Origin of the sequence: Pseudomonas orientalis (assembly GCF_001439815.1) — a bacterium.
Taxonomy (GTDB): Bacteria; Pseudomonadota; Gammaproteobacteria; order Pseudomonadales; family Pseudomonadaceae; genus Aquipseudomonas; species Aquipseudomonas orientalis.
Map to the genome: position 1 here is coordinate 530,132 of NZ_JYLM01000003.1, position 17,810 is coordinate 547,941.

At 61.4% G+C, this 17,810-nt stretch carries 15 protein-coding genes; 7 read left to right on the forward strand and 8 right to left on the reverse strand.

All coding sequences use genetic code 11. The features are described from left to right. Nucleotides 1-80: 80 nt before the first annotated feature. Nucleotides 81-1,175: a PLP-dependent cysteine synthase family protein gene (locus TU82_RS10605; RefSeq protein WP_057723155.1), complete on the reverse strand. Its 1,095-nt coding sequence runs from the start codon at nucleotides 1,173-1,175 to the stop codon at nucleotides 81-83. Nucleotides 1,176-1,391: 216 nt separating this feature from the next. Here TU82_RS10605 and nhaA point away from each other — a divergent pair, with 216 nt between their 5' ends. After that, nucleotides 1,392-2,573, forward strand: coding sequence for a Na+/H+ antiporter NhaA (gene nhaA / locus TU82_RS10610; RefSeq protein ID WP_057723156.1), 1,182 nt, complete (start codon nucleotides 1,392-1,394; stop codon nucleotides 2,571-2,573). Between the two features lie 722 nt (nucleotides 2,574-3,295). On the opposite strand, the gene TU82_RS10615 is transcribed toward nhaA, so the two are convergent. From TU82_RS10615 to dinG, 6 genes are all read right to left on the reverse strand, one after another. Continuing rightward, entirely contained in the window at nucleotides 3,296-3,760 is a 465-nt protein-coding gene (locus tag TU82_RS10615; protein ID WP_003189251.1) for an outer membrane lipoprotein, read from the reverse strand. A 256-nt stretch (nucleotides 3,761-4,016) separates the two neighbouring features. Then, nucleotides 4,017-4,664: a pyridoxamine 5'-phosphate oxidase gene (gene pdxH, locus TU82_RS10620; protein ID WP_057723157.1), complete on the reverse strand. Its 648-nt coding sequence runs from the start codon at nucleotides 4,662-4,664 to the stop codon at nucleotides 4,017-4,019. Nucleotides 4,665-4,691: 27 nt separating this feature from the next. Continuing rightward, nucleotides 4,692-5,834 carry an OmpA family protein gene (locus TU82_RS10625; RefSeq protein ID WP_057723158.1) on the reverse strand — a complete coding sequence of 381 codons (1,143 nt, stop codon included), beginning with the start codon at nucleotides 5,832-5,834 and terminating at the stop codon, nucleotides 4,692-4,694. Nucleotides 5,835-5,976: 142 nt separating this feature from the next. Beyond that, entirely contained in the window at nucleotides 5,977-7,122 is a 1,146-nt protein-coding gene (locus tag TU82_RS10630) for a serine hydrolase domain-containing protein (protein WP_057723159.1), read from the reverse strand. An 82-nt stretch (nucleotides 7,123-7,204) separates the two neighbouring features. Beyond that, a complete protein-coding gene (locus TU82_RS10635; RefSeq protein WP_057723160.1) occupies nucleotides 7,205-9,502 on the reverse strand; it encodes a beta-galactosidase in 2,298 nt (765 codons plus the stop codon). Nucleotides 9,503-9,590: 88 nt separating this feature from the next. Further along, nucleotides 9,591-11,735, reverse strand: coding sequence for an ATP-dependent DNA helicase DinG (gene dinG / locus TU82_RS10640; protein WP_057723161.1), 2,145 nt, complete (start codon nucleotides 11,733-11,735; stop codon nucleotides 9,591-9,593). Nucleotides 11,736-11,834: 99 nt separating this feature from the next. Here dinG and TU82_RS10645 point away from each other — a divergent pair, with 99 nt between their 5' ends. Next, nucleotides 11,835-12,299 carry a CopD family protein gene (locus TU82_RS10645; RefSeq protein ID WP_057723162.1) on the forward strand — a complete coding sequence of 155 codons (465 nt, stop codon included), beginning with the start codon at nucleotides 11,835-11,837 and terminating at the stop codon, nucleotides 12,297-12,299. A gap of 100 nt (nucleotides 12,300-12,399) precedes the next feature. Here TU82_RS10645 and TU82_RS10650 read toward each other — a convergent pair whose 3' ends face one another. After that, nucleotides 12,400-13,158: a hypothetical protein gene (locus TU82_RS10650; RefSeq protein ID WP_057723163.1), complete on the reverse strand. Its 759-nt coding sequence runs from the start codon at nucleotides 13,156-13,158 to the stop codon at nucleotides 12,400-12,402. Nucleotides 13,159-13,346: 188 nt separating this feature from the next. Between TU82_RS10650 and TU82_RS10655 the strand changes: the two genes are divergently transcribed. From TU82_RS10655 to TU82_RS10675, 5 genes are all read left to right on the forward strand, one after another. Next, entirely contained in the window at nucleotides 13,347-13,844 is a 498-nt protein-coding gene (locus TU82_RS10655) for a DUF6231 family protein (protein WP_057723164.1), read from the forward strand. Between the two features lie 4 nt (nucleotides 13,845-13,848). Continuing rightward, entirely contained in the window at nucleotides 13,849-14,319 is a 471-nt protein-coding gene (locus TU82_RS10660; RefSeq protein ID WP_057723165.1) for a YchJ family protein, read from the forward strand. A 21-nt stretch (nucleotides 14,320-14,340) separates the two neighbouring features. Continuing rightward, nucleotides 14,341-14,823 (forward strand): LEA/WHy family protein, encoded by a 483-nt coding sequence (locus tag TU82_RS10665; RefSeq protein WP_057723166.1) that lies wholly within the window; start codon nucleotides 14,341-14,343, stop codon nucleotides 14,821-14,823. Further along, on the forward strand, nucleotides 14,820-15,020 hold the full coding sequence (locus tag TU82_RS10670) for an SEC-C metal-binding domain-containing protein (RefSeq protein ID WP_026136698.1): 201 nt from the start codon (nucleotides 14,820-14,822) through the stop codon (nucleotides 15,018-15,020). The genes TU82_RS10665 and TU82_RS10670 overlap by 4 nt, the downstream gene beginning before the upstream one ends. Before the next feature lie 205 nt (nucleotides 15,021-15,225). Next, complete coding sequence (locus TU82_RS10675; RefSeq protein ID WP_057723167.1) at nucleotides 15,226-17,667, forward strand: penicillin acylase family protein; 2,442 nt, start codon at nucleotides 15,226-15,228, stop codon at nucleotides 17,665-17,667. Nucleotides 17,668-17,810: the final 143 nt, after the last annotated feature.

Sequence of the window (17,810 nt, forward strand, 5' to 3'; positions counted from 1 at the left end):
GCGATGTGTCAGTCAAAGATGCTCCGACTGAATCACTGCTATCGGGAGCAAGCCCCCTCCCACAGTTGGTTTGCGGTGTGTCAGATATTGGCGCGCAGGATGCTGTCCGGCAGTGACTCGCCCTGTTCGACACTTGCCGCAACAGCCGCGATCAACCCTTGCAGCTCATACCCCTGCCCCGCCAGCCACGCCTGATCGTAGTAAGTCGTGGCATAGCGCTCTCCCCCATCACATAGAATCGCCACGATCGACCCCGACTCCCCCGCCGCTTTCATCTGCTGCGCCGCCACCAGCGCACCGATCAGGTTCGTCCCACTGGAGCCTCCCACCCGCCGGCCCAACCGCTCGGCCAGGTAATGCATGGCCGCCAGGGACAGCGCGTCCGGCACCTTGACCATCGCATCGATCACCGCCGGCAAAAACGAGGCTTCGACCCGTGGCCGACCGATCCCTTCGATCCGTGAACCACAGTCCAGGCGCAGGCTCGCATCGCCGCTCAGGTAATAATCGAAAAACACCGAACGTTCGGCATCGGCACACAGCACGCGGGTGCAATGCTGGCGATAGCGTACATAGCGCCCCAGGGTCGCGGTCGTGCCGCCGGTTCCGGGGCTGGAAATCAGCCAACTCGGCTCCGGGTGTTGCTCGAAGCGCAACTGCTGGAAGATCGATTCGGCGATGTTGTTGTTTGCGCGCCAGTCGGTGGCGCGCTCGGCGTAGGTGAACTGGTCCATGAAGTGGCCGCCGCTCTCCTGCGCCAGGCGTTCGGACTCGGCATAGATCTGCGTAGGGTCCTGCACCAGATGGCTCTTGCCGCCATAAAAAGCAATCTGGGCGATCTTCTCCTGGGAGGTGGTGGCGGGCATCACGGCAATGAACGGCAGGCCGAGCAGGCGTGCGAAATAGGCTTCGGAGATGGCCGTCGACCCGCTGGAAGCCTCGATCACGGGTGCACCCGGCTTCAGCCAGCCGTTGCACAATGCGTACAGGAACAGAGAACGCGCCAGCCGGTGCTTCAGGCTACCGGTCGGGTGGCTGGACTCATCCTTGAAATACAACTCGATACCCGGCAAACCCGGCAATGGCAAAGGAATCAGGTGGGTGTCGGCGCTGCGCTGGAAATCCGCTTCAATGATTCGGATGGCTTCGCGGGCCCAAGGACGCTGGTCGCTCATGATGAGACTTCTCTAAGAATTTCAGCCCGATATTAGGGGGTTTCCTACACTGCACACAGATACAGTAACGACTCAATTGGACACACAATTGCTAGGCTAAGACGCAACGCCAGCTCTGCTCAACGCTTATAACAAATAAGAATATAACTTTTGTTTTAACAACTAACGGTACGGGTTAGGGTACCCACCTATTGAACCTGGATTGGAGAGCATCCCTTGCCTCTGCGTAGCACTTTCACCCGTTTTTTCCAGCTGGAAGCCGCCAGTGGCCTGTTGCTGATCGCGGCAGCCGCCTTGGCGCTGATCATCAACAACTCACCGTTGTCACACCTGTACGGCGCCTTTCTCGACACGCCCGTGGTGGCCCAGGTTGGCGCGCTGCAGATCGCCAAGCCCGCCTTGCTGTGGATCAATGACGGCCTGATGGCGTTGTTTTTCCTGCTGATCGGCCTCGAGGTCAAGCGCGAGCTGCTCGATGGGCACCTGTCAAAACCGTCGCAGGTGGTGCTTCCGGGCGCAGCGGCTATCGGCGGCATGGTCGTGCCCGCGCTCATCTACTGGGCGTTGAACAAGGACAATCCTGCGGCCCTCGCCGGTTGGGCGATCCCGATGGCCACGGATATCGCCTTTGCGCTGGGCGTCCTGGCACTGCTGGGTAAACGCGTACCGGTGTCGTTGAAACTGTTCCTGATGACCCTGGCAATCATCGACGACCTGGGCGCCATTATCGTCATTGCGCTGTTCTATTCCGCCGACCTGTCCGGGGCATCCCTGGCGGGCGCAGCGGCCTGCTTGATCGCGTTAATTGCGATGAACCGCCTGGGTGTGATCAAACTCGGGCCGTACATGATCATCGGCCTGATTCTGTGGGTGTGCGTGCTCAAGAGCGGCGTACACGCCACGCTGGCCGGGGTAACCCTCGCGTTCTGCATTCCATTGCGCACCCGCAATGCCGAAACCTCGCCCCTGCTGACCCTGGAGCATGCCCTGCACCCGTGGGTGGCCTACGCCATCCTGCCGCTGTTCGCGTTTGCCAATGCAGGGGTGTCCCTCACTGGCGTCAGTCTCGAAAGCTTTACCCATCACGTGCCCATGGGCATTGCCGCGGGTCTGCTGATCGGCAAGACCATCGGTGTGTTCGGCCTGACCTGGCTGGCCATCAAGACCGGCATCGCCTCACTGCCCAGCGGCGCTAGCTGGGGCCAGGTGCTGGGGGTAGCGATTCTGTGTGGCATCGGCTTTACCATGAGCCTGTTTGTCGGCTCACTGGCGTTTGTCCCAGGCGTCAGCGAGTTTGCCGGCGAGGATCGCATGGGCATTCTGACCGGGTCGATATTGGCGGCGTGTGTGGGTTATGCGGTGACGGCAATGGCGAGTCGCAAGAAAGCCGTCATTTGATAGTTGAGCTGATACCCAAACACCAAAAAGCCGCCTCGAACTGAATCGAGGCGGCTCCACTTCTCAGGCCTTAAAGGTCATCGAAGCTGTCCCGCAGGAATACCCATACGTGATAAATACGCAGGGCATTCACTACGAGGTTCCACGTACGTCGTGCAAACTTTGACATACTCGGCCCTCCTTGGAGTTGGGCCTTACCTCCAGCGCACTTACCGGAACATGTGAGCCTTCGAATGCTGTCATTGCGTTCTATGAGGCGGCAGGGTTGACGGGCCCTCCGCATCAATCCGGCACGGATTACTAGCCCGTGGCGGCTGGTCCAAAAACTTGCTCATTGACCCGGCCGACTTACAGGATGACGAACGTAGAACGGCGTCGATACTAACTGAGCGGCCCGCCAAAGGTGTGACCAAGCGCAGGGCGAATTTTGTTATTTATTTTCAATTTCTTTCTGACAAAAAAAGTATCAGACGCGCTAGTCCTGCTTTACAACGGCATCTTGCCTGATACCGCAGTCGGCAGTAATATTTCGACCATGTCATTGCGTTCTGTGAGCCTGCAAGTCTAGCTTCATAATGGCCTTGCAATAACAAACCGCCCTACTAAGGCGGTTTTTTATTATCTGCGATTAGGGTTTTTGGACGGCAAGATCACGGATCTATTGAACAAAAAACCCCAACCAGTCACCCGGTTGGGGTTTTTCTTTGCCTTTCGCTGACCGCTTAGCGGGTAACGCGGCTGGTACCGTCAACCGTCATGATGCGTACGCGGTCGCCAATGCGGAAGATTTCATTTTCCTGCACGGCTTGTACGTAGGCGCGCATGCTGCCGTCGTCTTCGCGAACGGTGATTTCCACGCCCTGGGTGCGGGTCAGGCCTTCTTCGGTGGCCGAACCCAGCAGACCGCCGGCTACCGCGCCGATCACAGCGGTGACGATGCTGCCACGGCCGCCACCGATGGCGCTGCCGCCAACGCCGCCGATGACTGCACCGGCCGCACCGCCGATTGGGGTCTTGGTACCTTCGATTTTCACCGGGCGCAGGGATTCGATGGTGCCCATGCGAACAGTTTGTACACGACGTGCCTCGTCACGGGAGTAGGAGTCGCCGGTCAGACTCGAGGCGCAGCCACCCAGCAGCAAGGACAGGGTAGTAAAGCAGGCAACCAGTAAAACGGACTTACGCATAGCATCAACTCCAAAGGACAGGTATTCATTAAACGCTGCGGCTTGGCGCCTGTCACGGCAAGCCAGGCAGAAAAGTGCTTTTATTCAGCCTGAGTACAGGCTGTCGGCACTACAGGATTCGACGAGCGGTAGCCAAACCGCACCATGCCATAGCCTGGTTGATCAGTGTAGTCATACAGCCGAAAACGCCGAAATCTCGTACATAAAGACTTCGGCGCACAGGGCATGATTCAGATCAGATGACGAAAGGATGCGCTCAAGGCGCAAGCCGCTCGCGCGTCCACTGGCCTGCTTGCAGCCGATAGTTGAGACGATCATGCAGGCGGCTGGCGCGGCCTTGCCAGAACTCGATGCGCTCCGGCAACAAACGGTAGCCTCCCCAATGCTCGGGGCAATCGGGCTGGGTGTCGCTGAAACGTTGTTCAGTGGCCTTGAGCAGTTGCTGCAGTTCTTCGCGATCACGAATGACCTTGCTCTGCGGCGAAGCCCATGCACCCAGGCGGCTGCCCAGGGGGCGCACCTGATAATAGGCATCCGACTCTTCAGGCGTGACCTTGACCACGCGCCCTTCAATACGCACCTGGCGCTCGAGGGTCGGCCAGAAAAACGTCATGGCCGCGAACGGCCGCGCCGCCAGTTGTTCGCCCTTGGCGCTCTGATAGTTGGTAAAGAAGGTAAAGCCCTGTGCGTCCAGCCCCTTGAGCAACAGGATGCGACAGTGCGGCCGACCGTCCTGATCGACGGTGGCCAGGGTCATGGCATTGGCCTCCACCGGTGCCTGCTCGGTTTTCACCGCATCGGCGAACCACTGGTGGAACAAGGCAAACGGTTCGTCCGGGGCCTGGGCCTCGCTCAAACCGTCCCGTGTGTAGTCACGGCGCATATCGGCCAGTGCCTGGGTCATGCGGCTTTATCCTCGTAGTTCAACGGATCAGTTTTTCGCCTGGTCGTTGCTCGCCGGTGCAGCAGCCTTGGCTTTGGCCGCAGCCGGTTTCTTTGCTGCCGGTTTGGCTGGGGCCTTTTTAGCGGCTGACTTGGCGGCCGGCTTGGCAGCGGCTTTCTTGGCCGCAGCTTTCTTCGCTGGAGCTTTTGCCGCCGGGGCCGGTGCGGGGACATCCTGCACGGCAACCATTTCAGCCACAGGCGGAGTCTTGCCCGAGTTGTACTTGCTCAGCAACGCCAACATGGTTGTACGCTGAGTGAACATGATTTCCATGCGACGATTCAGCGCACGGCCCTGGGAACTGTCGTTGGCGGCACGCGGCATCAGGTCGCCCATGCCACGCAGCATCAGGCGATCCTGTTTCAAACCGCTGAGGCTGAAAATCGAAGCGATCGACTGCGCGCGTTCCTTGCTCAGCGCCTGGCTGGCCGGAGCACTGCCGGTAGCATCAACGTGGCCCAGAACCAGTACGGCGGTCTTCGGGTCCGCTTCAACGGCTTTCGCAACGCGAGTGAACGGGCCCAGGGTAACCGGCAGCAACATCGCCGGGCGTTTCGGGTTGTAGGAGCCGTCTACCGGTGCAATCACCACCAGTACGTTGTCGCGGCGTTCCAATTGCAGGTTGCTGTCCTTGATGGCGGCGCGCAGACGCGGCTCGTAATCGTCCAACCAGGCCTGGGTGACTTTCGGATCGGGCATCTGCACGTTGGTCACATCGACCTTGGCCAGTGGCTTGGGTTTGGTGTCGAACGGCCACCACCAGTGGGCTTCGGTGTCAGTCTTGGTCACGGGAGCCGGGGTGGCGGCCTGGAGGTCCGCTTTCAGGTCGGCCTTGGCCTCGGCGGCCTTTTCGTCGGCGCTCTTGGCGGAGAATGGCCACCAGTTGAAGCCGGTGTCAGCCTTGGCTACCGGAGCAGGAGCAGAAGCAGCAGCGACAGGCGCAGCAGGCTTGGCATCGGCCGCGGGCTCGGCATCCGGCTTGGCGTCGGTCTGGGTCACTGCGTCCTTGGTAGCAGCCTTGTCTGATCCAAATGACCACCAGTGCCCACCTTCGGCATCATTTTGTGGAGTTTGTGCACAGCCGGTAATAGTGAGGCACAGCGCCAGTGCCAAGGACTTGTTCGATAACATGAGATATCCACAAAATGAGAAAAAACCAGGGGGCCAGATGCCCCGTTAACCAGACGCTTAAAGAACATTGAAGTTACATCATTGCGTTCAGCGTCTTCTTATACGTGTCTTTGTAACAAAAAATTGTGAAACAGCAAGGGGTTTATAGACAACCGGCCAATATTCCGACCAACTTCTGCGCCCGTGGGTCCATAAGTACATAGGGCCCCAGGGTATTAGTCACGAAACCGAAGGCTACATCATGCTCAGGGTCGGCAAACCCAACGGAGCCCCCTGCCCCGGGATGCCCGAATGCGCGCGGGCCGAGGCCGAACGTAGCATTGGGCAATTGCGGTTGATCCAACATGCAACCCAGGCCGAAACGGGTTTGGGTCAATAAGGTTTTATCCGGTCCGATACTGTGTTCACGGGTCAATTGTTCGAGCATATCGCTTTCCAGCAAACTACCGTCCAATAAACCACTATAAAACCCGGCCAGGCTTCGTGCATTACCGTGACCATTTGCCGCGGGTTGCTGCATACGCCGCCATTCGGGTTTATTAGTGCTGGTCAGAATAGACGGCGGGTTGGCAAATGCACGTGTCGTCATCGCCATGGGCTCACGCATCATTACTTGAAGTAACCGTTGTGCCGCGGCATCGCCCATATTGCCTTTGCTGCGGGCGATATGGGCGACACGGTAAAACTCTGCGTCGGCCAGGCCCACATGGAAGTCCAGCCCCAACGGTCGCGCCACCCGCGCCACGATAGACTCGCCAGGCCCGCGCCCATCGGCACGACGCAACAGTTCACCGACCAGCCAGCCATAGGTGATCGCCGCGTAGCCATGGCCCTGGCCGGGTGTCCACCACGGCGCTTCAGCCGCCAGGGTATCGACCATCAACTGCCAGTCGTACAAGGCTTCGGCGGGCAGCATCTCGCGGATCGCCGGCAACCCGGCCTGATGGCAGAGCAACTGGCGCAAAGTAATGGACTCCTTGCCCGCCGCCGCAAATTCCGGCCAGTACTCGGCCACGGGCGCATCCAGCTTCAATTTGCCTTCGGCCACCAATTGCAGGGCGGTGACCGCCGTGAAGGTCTTGGTGCAGGAGAACAGATTGACGATGGTGTCGCTGTGCCAGGCTTCGGCGCCGTCCTTATCGGCGGTGCCGGCCCACAGATCGACGACCGTCTCGCCGCCGACCTGGATGCAAAGCCCGGCGCCGCGCTCCTGGGGGTCATCGAACAATGCGGCAAACGCTTCACGTACCGCTTCGAACTGGAGCTCGTAATGACCCTGAATCTGCACCGGAACGACCTCAAGAAAACCGCATGAAAGTGGCCGGCATTGTTCCAGTCATTGGCGGATTTGTGAACCCGTCAACGACGAATCAATGACCATTTCCGGAGTGCCCGCCGGCGTGCCCGGTGCCCTGGCCGGCACCTTTGCCGGCCTGGCCCGAGCGGCCACCTTCGCTCTCACGGGCCGCACCGGCCGCCCTGGCTTTTTCGGCCTCCTTACCCAACTGGTCGACCGCCGCGAGGTTGCTCTTGCGCACGCTGTCGACAAAGCCCTGAAAGGGTACATCAGTCATGCCAACCAGGCCGAAGTGACCGTTTTCACCGTCCAGCAGGCGTCCGGTCACGGGCTGGTCCAGATACTGGAACCAGTGCACGCCGACAATCGACGGCTCCGCCATGGCTTGCTTGAGGAAGGCGGCATAGGCCGCGCCGCGATCTTCTTCAGCGGCCACCTGCGTCACCCCGCCCCAGAAGGGGCCTCGATCGGTCGAGCCGAAGTTGAATTCGGTGATCAATACCGGCTTGTCGAGGGCGCGCAGGGCGGCGAAGTCATAACCGTCCTGGGGCTTGAGGGTGTACATGTTGAAACTCAGCACATCGCAATACTGTGCACAGGACGCAACCGCTTCGGGGGTACTCACGGCATAACGCCCGCCCAGCAGCAGTTGGTTGGGCGCGTGCCATTTCAGCGAGTCGGAGATGGTCTTGAAGTAGGCATCGGCAAAGGTCTTCTGGAAATACTTGAAGTCGGCCTCGATTTCAGGGTGTTCCGGGTTGGGCATCGGCGGTTCGAAGCCGGGGTCTTCCATCAGTTCCCAACCGGCCAAGTGGATGCCCCAGGCTTTCGACAGCCCGTCTTCATTGCGGTACTTGTCGCGCAGTTGCTTGAGGAAGGCACGCTTGGCCGGCACGTCGGTGGTCATGCGCAGGGTGCCGTAGGCCAGGGCATAGCGCGATTTCGCATCGTCGCCGGGGCCGGCCCAGGCCAGTTCGTTATCGGCGAAGAAGCCGATCAGCCACGGGTCGTCGCGATGATCGCGAGCGGCAATGGCCACGGCGCGCTCAGTGGCCATGGCGAAGCGCGGGTCGAACGGGTCGGGCATGCCGCCCCACCAGTCGGTGCCGGTGCTGATACTGGCGTAGTCACCCACAATCGACAGCGGCAAGGTGTAAGGCACACGGTCGGCCGTGGCCAGGTCCGGATCGCTCCAGTTGCCCACGGTGTTGAAGCCCCAGGCTTGCAGGCGGTCGAGGGTGTGGCTCACCCAACGTTTCTGATCGAAACCGTCACCGCCATAGGTGCGCTGCAGGTTGGCGCCATAAAAATCATACCAACGTCCCGAGCCGAAACCGCGACCTTCGCCCGCGCCGTTGCCGGTACGGTTGTCGCCACTGCCGTAATACTTGTCGAAGGGTTCACCAGCCTTGGGCAGCGCGGCAAACATCCACTCACGCCCCGCCACGTAGGTCTGGCTGTTGTCCGGCGCCACGGTGTTGACACCCAGCGAGTAGAACGGATGGCCTTGCGGCGTGACCAGGTACCAGCGACCGTCGCGCTTTTCGGTGCGGAAAAAGCCGCTGGCGTCGAACGCCGGGCCTTTGTTCCAGCCTCCGTACTGATCCAGGGCGGATTTGTCGCGCTCGGCAAGCCATCCCTTCAGTTGTTGCTGCTCCTTGGCGGCTGCGGCCTTGAGCTGCTCGTCGCTGCTGACTTTTTCCGGCCAGCGCGCGCGGGCGGACTGGCCGTAAGCGTCCACCAGTTCGCTGTAGGCGGCCCTCATCACCGGCTCGCTGTCTTGCACGCCAAAGCGCTCCAGCAGGATGCTTTGGGCGGCATCGGGTTTGATCATCGACAATGTCACCGACACCACCTGGCTGCGGTCGACTTCCCCGGCGCTGGCAGCCAGCAGGACACGCTGGCCGTCCACGGTCATCGGCATCGGCGGGCCGGCCTTCATGCCCTGGCTCAGCGGCGAGCTCGCTTGCAGTGGCACCAGCAGGGTCTGGGCCGGGCCGGCCGGCAGGTCGACGCGACTGACCAGGGTCTTGCCGTCGGCACTCTGTACTTTTACATAGAGGGTCAACGCCCAATTCATCGCGCTCTGGATGCGCAGGCTCATGGCGCCCGATTGCGACCAGTCCCACATGCCGGATTGCGGGCTGAGCACCAGGCTCGGCTCGGCCGCCGGGTTGAAGGTGATGCGGCGCAGCACCTCGCCCTCCGGGGTTTGTTCGGCGTTGTATTGCGGCAGGCTGGCGTCCTGGGTCGCCACCTTGACCACATCGGCGGGCCGGACGAAGTTGAACAGCGTTTGTTGCCCGGCAGGCGCGGCCATCAAGGGCGCGGCGAACAGCAGGGCAAAAAGAGCGGGCAGCGTGCGAATCATACGAACAAGGTTCTCCCAGACGGCCGGTGAATGGCCTGATGACATATATGAGATGGACCACGAAGTGGGCGAGTTCGCCCACGGCGGCTTAAGAAATTTCGCGCCTGAACGGCGGCAAGGCATTCAGGATGGCCTTGCCATAGCGCTGGGTGACCAGGCGGCGATCGAGCAATGTGATGGTGCCCCGGTCCTGCTCGGTGCGCAGCAAGCGCCCGCAGGCCTGCACCAGCTTCAGGGATGCATCGGGCACCGAGATTTCCATGAACGGGTTGCCGCCACGGGCTTCGATCCATTCGGCCAGCGCGGCCTCGACCGGATCATCCGGCACCGAGAACGGAATCTTGGCGATGACCACGTGTTCGCAGTAGGCGCCGGGCAAGTCCACACCCTCGGCAAAGCTCGCCAGGCCGAACAGCACGCTGGAATCACCGCCATCGACCCGCGCCTTGTGCTTGTTCAAGGTTTCCTGCTTGGACAGGTTGCCCTGGATGAACACCTGTTTACGCCAGTCGCGGTCGAGGCCGTCAAACACGTCCTGCATCTGCTTGCGCGACGAAAACAGCACCAGGGTGCCTCGCGAGCCTTCCACCAGCTCGGGCAGGTCGCGGATGATCGCCGCGGTGTGCGCCGCCGCGTCCCGTGGGTCGGCCTTGAGGTCGGGCACCCGCAGTACGCCAGCATCGGCGTGATGGAACGGGCTCGGCACCACCGCAGTGACGGCCTTTTTCGGCAGACCGGCGCGCATGCGGAAGCGGTCGAAGGTGCCCAGCGCGGTCAGGGTGGCCGAGGTCACCAGGCAGCCGTAGGCCACGTTCCACAGGTTGCGGCGCAGCATCTCGGCGGCAAGGATCGGGCTGGCATTGACCTCGATATCGAACAGCGCACCGCTTTCGGCCAAGGTCAGCCAACGCGCCATGGGCGGGTTGTCTTCCGGGTCTTCGACGGTGAACGCGGTCCACAACTCCCAGTTGCCCTGGGCGCGGGACAGCAGGCTGCCGAACAACGGGTACCATTCTTCGGCCTGGTTACTGGCGATGCCGATATTGACCTCGCCATCCATGCCTTCCTTGAGCAAGTCGGTGAGACGGGTGAACAGGTCGGTCAGGCGGGAAAAGCCCTTCTTCAGTTCAATGCCCATTTCACGCATGTGCTCGGGAATCATCCCACCGACAAAACGGTGGCGCGGCCGCTCACGGCCTTCCACGTCTTCGCCGGGCTTGAAGTCGGCCACCTGCTCGCAGGCGCTGAACATGAACTGCTGCTGGGTCTTGATCTCCCGCGCCAGCTCAGGCACCTGTTCGATCAGCTTGCCCAGGTCACCGGGCAGCGGATGCTGCGCCAGCAGCTTGGTGAGGTTCTTGGCGGTGGTTTCCAGCCAGTCGGCGGTAGAGCGCAGGCGCGTGTAATGGGCGAAGTGGCCGATGGCCTTGTCCGGCAGGTGATGGCCTTCGTCGAACACGTACAGGGTATCGCGCGGGTCCGGCAGTACGGCGCCGCCGCCCAGGGCCAGGTCGGCCAGCACCATGTCGTGGTTGGTGACGATCACGTCGACCTTGCCCATGCCTTCGCGGGCCTTGTAGAACGCGCACTGGCCGAAGTTGGGGCAATGGCGGTTGGTGCATTGACTGTGATCGGTGGTCAGGCGCGCCCAGTCGGAGTCTTCCAGGGCGGTAGGCCAGCTGTCGCGGTCGCCGTCCCATTTATTACCGGCGAGCTTCTCGATCATGCTGGTAAACAGTTTCTGGCTGACTTCGTCGACTTCGATCTTGAAGCCTTCTTCTTCGAACAGCGAGGCCGTGGCGGTCTGCGCGTGGCCTTCCTGCAGCAACACGTCGAGCTTGGACAGGCACATGTAGCGGCCACGGCCCTTGGCCAGTGCGAAGGTGAAGTTCAGCCCGCTGTTGCGCATCAGGTCAGGCAGGTCCTTGTAGACAATCTGCTCCTGCAGCGCGACGGTCGCGGTGGCAATTACCAGGCGCTTGCCGGCGGCCTTGGCGGTGGGGATCGCAGCCAGGCTGTAGGCCACGGTCTTGCCGGTACCGGTGCCGGCTTCGACGGCCACGACCGCAGGGTCACCGCTGCGCCGACCTTCGTCGTCGGTGTCGATATCCCCGAGGACCTTGGCCACTTCGGCGATCATCAGGCGTTGGCCGTAGCGCGGTTTCAAGCTCTTGGCTTCGAGAAAACGCGAGTAGGCGCCCTGGATCGTGGTTTTGAGTTCAGTGCTGATCATGGATAGTCGGGCGCAAAAAACGCTGGATAAATTTTCAGTGGTTCGGTTCGGCCGCTATCATACCCCGCTAATTAATCCCGCGCAGAACGGAGTACCACAATGACCGCGTTTAGCCTCGCTTACACCCTGCATGTACTGGCCGCCCTGATCTGGGTCGGCGGTATGTTTTTCGCCTGGATGATCCTGCGCCCCGCCGCCATGGCGGCCCTTGAGGGCCCTGCCCGGCTCAGGCTGTGGGCAAATGTGTTTCAACGTTTTTTTGTATGGGTGTGGGTGGCGGTGCTGATTTTGCCGATCAGCGGCGTCGGCCTGCTGCACCTGCGCTTCAACGGTTTTGAAACCGCACCGCGCTATGTGCAGGTGATGATGGGCTTGTATCTGGTGATGACGGCGCTGTTTATCCGCATCCAGGCGTTGAAGTTTCCGGCGTTGAAGGCGGCGGTGGCGGCTGAGGACTGGCCGGCGGGCGCGGCTGCATTGGGGCAGATTCGCAGGCTGGTGGGGATTAACTTGATTGTCGGGTTGGTGGTGGTGGCGATTGCTTCGGCTCGGCCGATGTTGTAAGGCGACTCTTACATCGCCATCGGGGGCAAGCCCCCTCCCACATTGGAATGCGATCAAAGGTGGGAGGGGGCTTGCCCCCGATAGCGTCAGGCCAGGCGACTCAGAGCCGCTGGATGGTCACCGCCCCCGCAGGCCCCGCCGGCCCCGGTTGCCCTTCCAACCCCGAGCGGCCTTTTTCACCGCCATCGGCGCGGTACACCACGCAACCCTTGGACTGACCGCCCTTGCCGGGCTTACCCGCAACACCGGCCAAGCCCCCAGGCCCGCCGTCCACCAAGACCTTGATCTGATCAGCCGGGAAACTCTGCGGCAACTCAACGCGCACTAGCGCACCCGATGCACCCGGCAACCCATCGCCGCCGTTATCACCGTTGAACCCACGCCCGGCCGAACCCCAGGTGCAGCCTGGGTCTTCGCCGTTGGCGCCATCCAGGCCGGCATAACCCTGAGCGCCGGCGCCACCACGGGCATCCACGGACAGTTGTTCTGCCGTCAGCGACTCAATGCGCAAGGTCAGGTCGCGCCCGGCCCTGGCCGGCTTTTCATGGGTGCCGGGCGCACCGCGGGAGGTGATCTGGCTGCCGGGGTCCAGTTGAGCCTGGCGCACCTGCAACTGCAGCGCGGTAGCGCCGGGGACGATGGCGATGCGTGCTTCACGTCCCAGATGCAGTTCCTCCACCGAGATCTGACCGATGGTGGCCGGAATCAACAGGGTGCCATAGTCCGCCACGTCCAGGCGCTCGAGCTGCAACACGCTGGTGCTGCTGGGCAGGCGCATCAATGAATGGGTTTCGACACTGACACTCTGGGCCAGGGCAATGGGGCTGACCAACAGGGCCAGCAGAAAAACCTTACGCATCATGGGGCTCCCGAGTGTTTTCAAATTTTTCTTTGGACGCACAGTAACGACTTCTGCAGGCGATTTGCCAGTGAAGCATCAAAAAACTTCAGAAGGCCCGTCTCTGGCACCGGCGGTATCGGCCCTAATGCGCTAGGCCCGCACGCCCAGCCGCGCTAGTCTCTACGGTCTTGATGTGAGGATCTTCAATGACCGCTGGTATTTCTTCCCGTACACCCCAGCAAGCCCTGGCTGCGCTGCTGGACCTGCACGCCCCCAAGCGCCTGTTGCTGTTGGGCGCCAGCCAGTTTCCCGCTCTGGATGCGTTCAAAAAAGCACATCCCGCTGTGCACGTCAGCGTTGCCCGACCTGGGCCGCTGCCCGCCGACTTGGCGGCGCAGCGTTTTGACCTGGCGCTGGTGGTCGATTGCCTTGAACACCTGCCCAAATCTCAGGGTCTGACGTTGCTGGGCGGCATTCGCAACCTCAATGCCAGCCGCATAGCGGTGCTGGTGGACCTGGACGCCTGTGACTGGCAGGACACCGACTTTTTCTCCCTGGCCCTGCAAGCCAGTGAGCGTTTCCAGCGCGATGAGCAGGTGCTTACGCTGTTCACCTATGATCTGCTTGACTATAAACAAGTACCCGACTGGCTCAACGCCCGCTTCTGGGCCAACCCGGAAAATTTTGGAAAGTATTGGTGGTAACACGATGAGTACATCCATTTGCCCCTGCGGCAGTGGCAATCTGCTGGACGCCTGCTGCGGCCATTACCACGCCGGCCACCCCGCGCCGTGTGCCAGCGCATTGATGCGCTCGCGCTACAGCGCCTATGTGCTGGGCCTGGTCGACTACCTGTTGGCAACCACCTTGCCGACGCAACAGGCCGGCCTGGACCGCAATGCCATTACCGCCTGGAGTGCCCAAAGCACCTGGCTGGGGCTTGAGGTGGAAAACGCCGAGGTCTTCGGCGGCCAACCGGAACACGCCTTCGTGACCTTCACGGCGCGCTGGCATGACAGCACCGGTGAACATAGCCACCGCGAGCGCTCTTCTTTCGTACAGAATGAGGGGCGTTGGTACTTCATCGACCCGACGGTGGAAGTGAAGGCCGGACGTAATGACCCATGCCTGTGCGGCAGCGGGCAAAAGTTCAAGAAGTGCTGTTCCAGCTACTTTTAATGACCTGACGGGATAACGCCAATGCTTCGCACATTCAGCCTGATGCTGGCGTTAACCCTGGGCCTGAGCGGCTGCGCCTCCTGGTTCGAGGACGATTCGCCGCCGCCCCACGTTTCACTGGTGAAGGTCGAAGTGGTGCGCGCCAAGTTGCTGGAGCAGAAGTTCAAGCTCTACTTTCGCGTGGATAACCGCGACGACGCCGACCTGACCGTGCGCGGCCTGATTTACAAGGTCACTCTCGGCGATCTGGTGCTGACCGAAGGTGAGTCCAACGAATGGCTGACCGTACCGCCGCGCAGCCATAAATACTTCAGGGTGTCGGTACGTACCAATCTGTGGCCGCGAATACGCGATGTGGTGCAAATGCTGAAAAACCCCGAGCGCCCCGTGCCCTATCGTCTTGAAGGCGAGTTGAAAACCGGATTATTCATCGGTAATGACGTGCAGGTGGCCCACAATGGCGAGATAATCCCCGGCGATTTTATTCCGGAGCGACATCGATGACTCAGCAACCCCATGTCCATGGTCCCGACTGCAACCACGATCACGATCACCATGATCACGACCACGGCCATGTCCACGGCCCGAACTGCGGCCACGCTCATCAGGAACCGGTGCGCAACGCGTTGAAAGACGTGGGTCGCAACGATCCTTGCCCATGCGGCAGCGCAAAGAAATTCAAGAAGTGCCACGGCGCCTAAGCCACACTGAAGATCAAAATGTGGGAGGGGGCTTGCCCCCGATTCAGTGTGTCAGTCAGCCTATTTGGTACTGACCCACTGCTATTGGGAGCAAGCCCCCTCCCACATTGGTACTCACACAATTACAAAACTCCCGCTTGCGTCGTTTCGCCGCGCTCACTAACGTAGCGCCTTTAATGACGCTACCCCCCGCAGGAGCTTTGCCATGGCCTCGCCAGCCCTTACACATTTTCTTCCCCGGTTCGGCGTTGCCGCGGCAGTGGTCAGTGCGTTGAGCCTGTCCGGTTGCCAGCTCCAGAACACCCAGGACACCCTGCCCCCCGCAGCCGGCGTACAGCCGATCAAAGGCCTGGCGCAAAACGTGTCGATACGCCGCAATGCCCAGGGCATGCCGCTGATCGAAAGCAATACCTTCCACGACGCGCTGTTCAGCCTCGGCTATGTGCATGCCAGCGACCGGATCACCCAGATGGTCACCTTGCGGCTGCTGGCCCAGGGCCGCCTGGCGGAAATGTCCGGTCCCGAGGTCCTCGACGTCGACCGTTTCATGCGCGCGGTCAACCTTAAAAAAAGCGCCGGCGAGCTGTACAACGCCTCGTCGCCACGCCTCAAGCGCTTCTTTGAGGTCTACGCGCGGGGCGTCAACGCCTACCTGTTCCGCTACCGCGACAAGCTGCCGACCGACCTGACCCAGACCGGCTACAAGCCCGAGTACTGGAAACCGGAAGATTCGGCGCTGCTGTTCTGCCTGCTGAATTTCAGTGAGTCGAGCAACCTGCAGGAAGAAATTTCGTCGCTGGTGCTGGCGCAAAAAGTCGGAGTGGACAAGCTCGCCTGGCTCATTCCAAGCGCGCCGGACGAAGCGATTCCCCTGGCCGAGGCCGATAAGCTCAAGGGCGTGACCCTGAGCCAGATCACGGGGCTTGCCGGGTTGGACGCGGTCAGCCAGCAGCTCACCAGCCTCAATGCCCTGGGCGTGACCACTTCGAGCAACTGGGCCATCGGGCCGCAACGCAGCCGCAGCGGTAAAAGCCTGCTGGCCAACGATATCGCCGCCCAGCCGCAGGCACCAACGCCCTGGAGCTACGTGCAGATCCGTGCACCGAAATATCAGGCGGTCGGCGCTTCAATTGCCGGCCTGCCGACCCTGCTATCGGGTTTCAACGGCAAGGTGGCGTGGAGCATGAGCGCGGTGAAGGGCGACACCCAGGACCTGTTCCTGGAAAAGGTCAGACGCCAGGGCAGCGCGTTGTACTACGAGAACAACGGCAAATGGCTACCGGCCGGCGTGCGTAACGAGACCTTCTTCATCAAAGGCCAACGCTCGATTCGCGACGTGGTGTACGAAACCCGCCACGGCGCCTTGCTCAACAGCAGCCAGGCACTCACCAGCGGGTTTGGCCTGGCCCTGCAAACCGCCGATTTGAAGGACGACAAGAGCCTGGATGCGTTCTTCGACCTGTCCCGCGCGCAAAACGCCGGCAAGGCCTCGGACGCCACCCGCGAAATTCGCGCCATTGCCTTGAACATGATCTTCGCCGACGCCAGCAACATCGGCTGGCAAGTCACCGGCCGCTTCCCCAACCGCCGCGAAGGCGAAGGCCTGCTGCCCTCGCCGGGCTGGGATACGCGCTTTGACTGGGACGGTTACGCCGACGCCATGCTGCACCCCTATGACCAGGACCCGGCTCAAGGCTGGATCGGTACCGCCAACCAGCGCACCGCCCCGCGTGGCTATGGCATGCAGCTGTCCAATTCCTGGGACGCGCCGGAACGCAGCGAGCGCCTGGCGCAACTGGCCAACGCCGGCAAGCACGACAGCCGCAGCCTGATCGCCATGCAATACGACCAGACCACCCCCTTTGCCGCCAAACTCAAGGGTATGTTCCAGGCGCCGGGCATGGCCCAGCCGCTGAAACAGGCAATCGATGCGCTGCCCGCCGCCGAACAGGCCAAGGCGCGCGAAGCACTGAGCCGCCTGATGGCCTTTGATGGTCGCCTTGCACCAACGTCCGCCGACGCGGCGGTCTATGAGCTGTTCCTGCAGGAAAGCGCCAGACAGATCTTTTTCGACAAACTCGGTCCGGAACACAGCGCCAGCTGGAAAGCCTTTGTCAGCAATGCGAGCCTGTCCTACTCCGCCACCGCAGACCATTTGCTGGGCCGTGAAGACAGCCTGCTCTGGGATGACACGCGCACACCGCAAAAAGAAGACAAGCCGGCGATTCTCGCGCGCACCCTGGCCGCCGCGATCAGCAGTGGCGACAGCCTGCTGGGCGCCGATCACAAGGCCTGGCAATGGGGCAAACTGCACACCACCACCTGGAAAAACGCCAGCGGCCAGGTTATCCGTGGGCCATTCGCCAGCGGCGGCGACCACAACACCCTGAATCCGGCACCGTACACCTGGGGACAGGATTTCAACGTGGCCCAGACATCCGCGCTGCGCATGATTGTCGACTTCGGCCAGCCGGAACCAATGATGGGCCAGGGCGGCACCGGCCAGTCCGGCAACCCGGCCAGCCCGAACTATGCCAACGGCATCGACCCATCGCTCAAGGCGCAATACCTGAGCTTCCCGATGCAGCCGCAGAACTTTGACAAGGTGTATGGCAAGACCCGGTTGACCCTGACACCCGGCAAGTAACCCGGTTTCCAAATATGGGAGGGGGCTTGCTCCCGATAGCAGTAGTTCAGTCAATGAATATGTTGACTGTCACACCGCTATCGGGGGCAAGCCCCCTCCCACATTTGGACCCCGTGCATTCAGATAGAACTTCTCTCACCGTG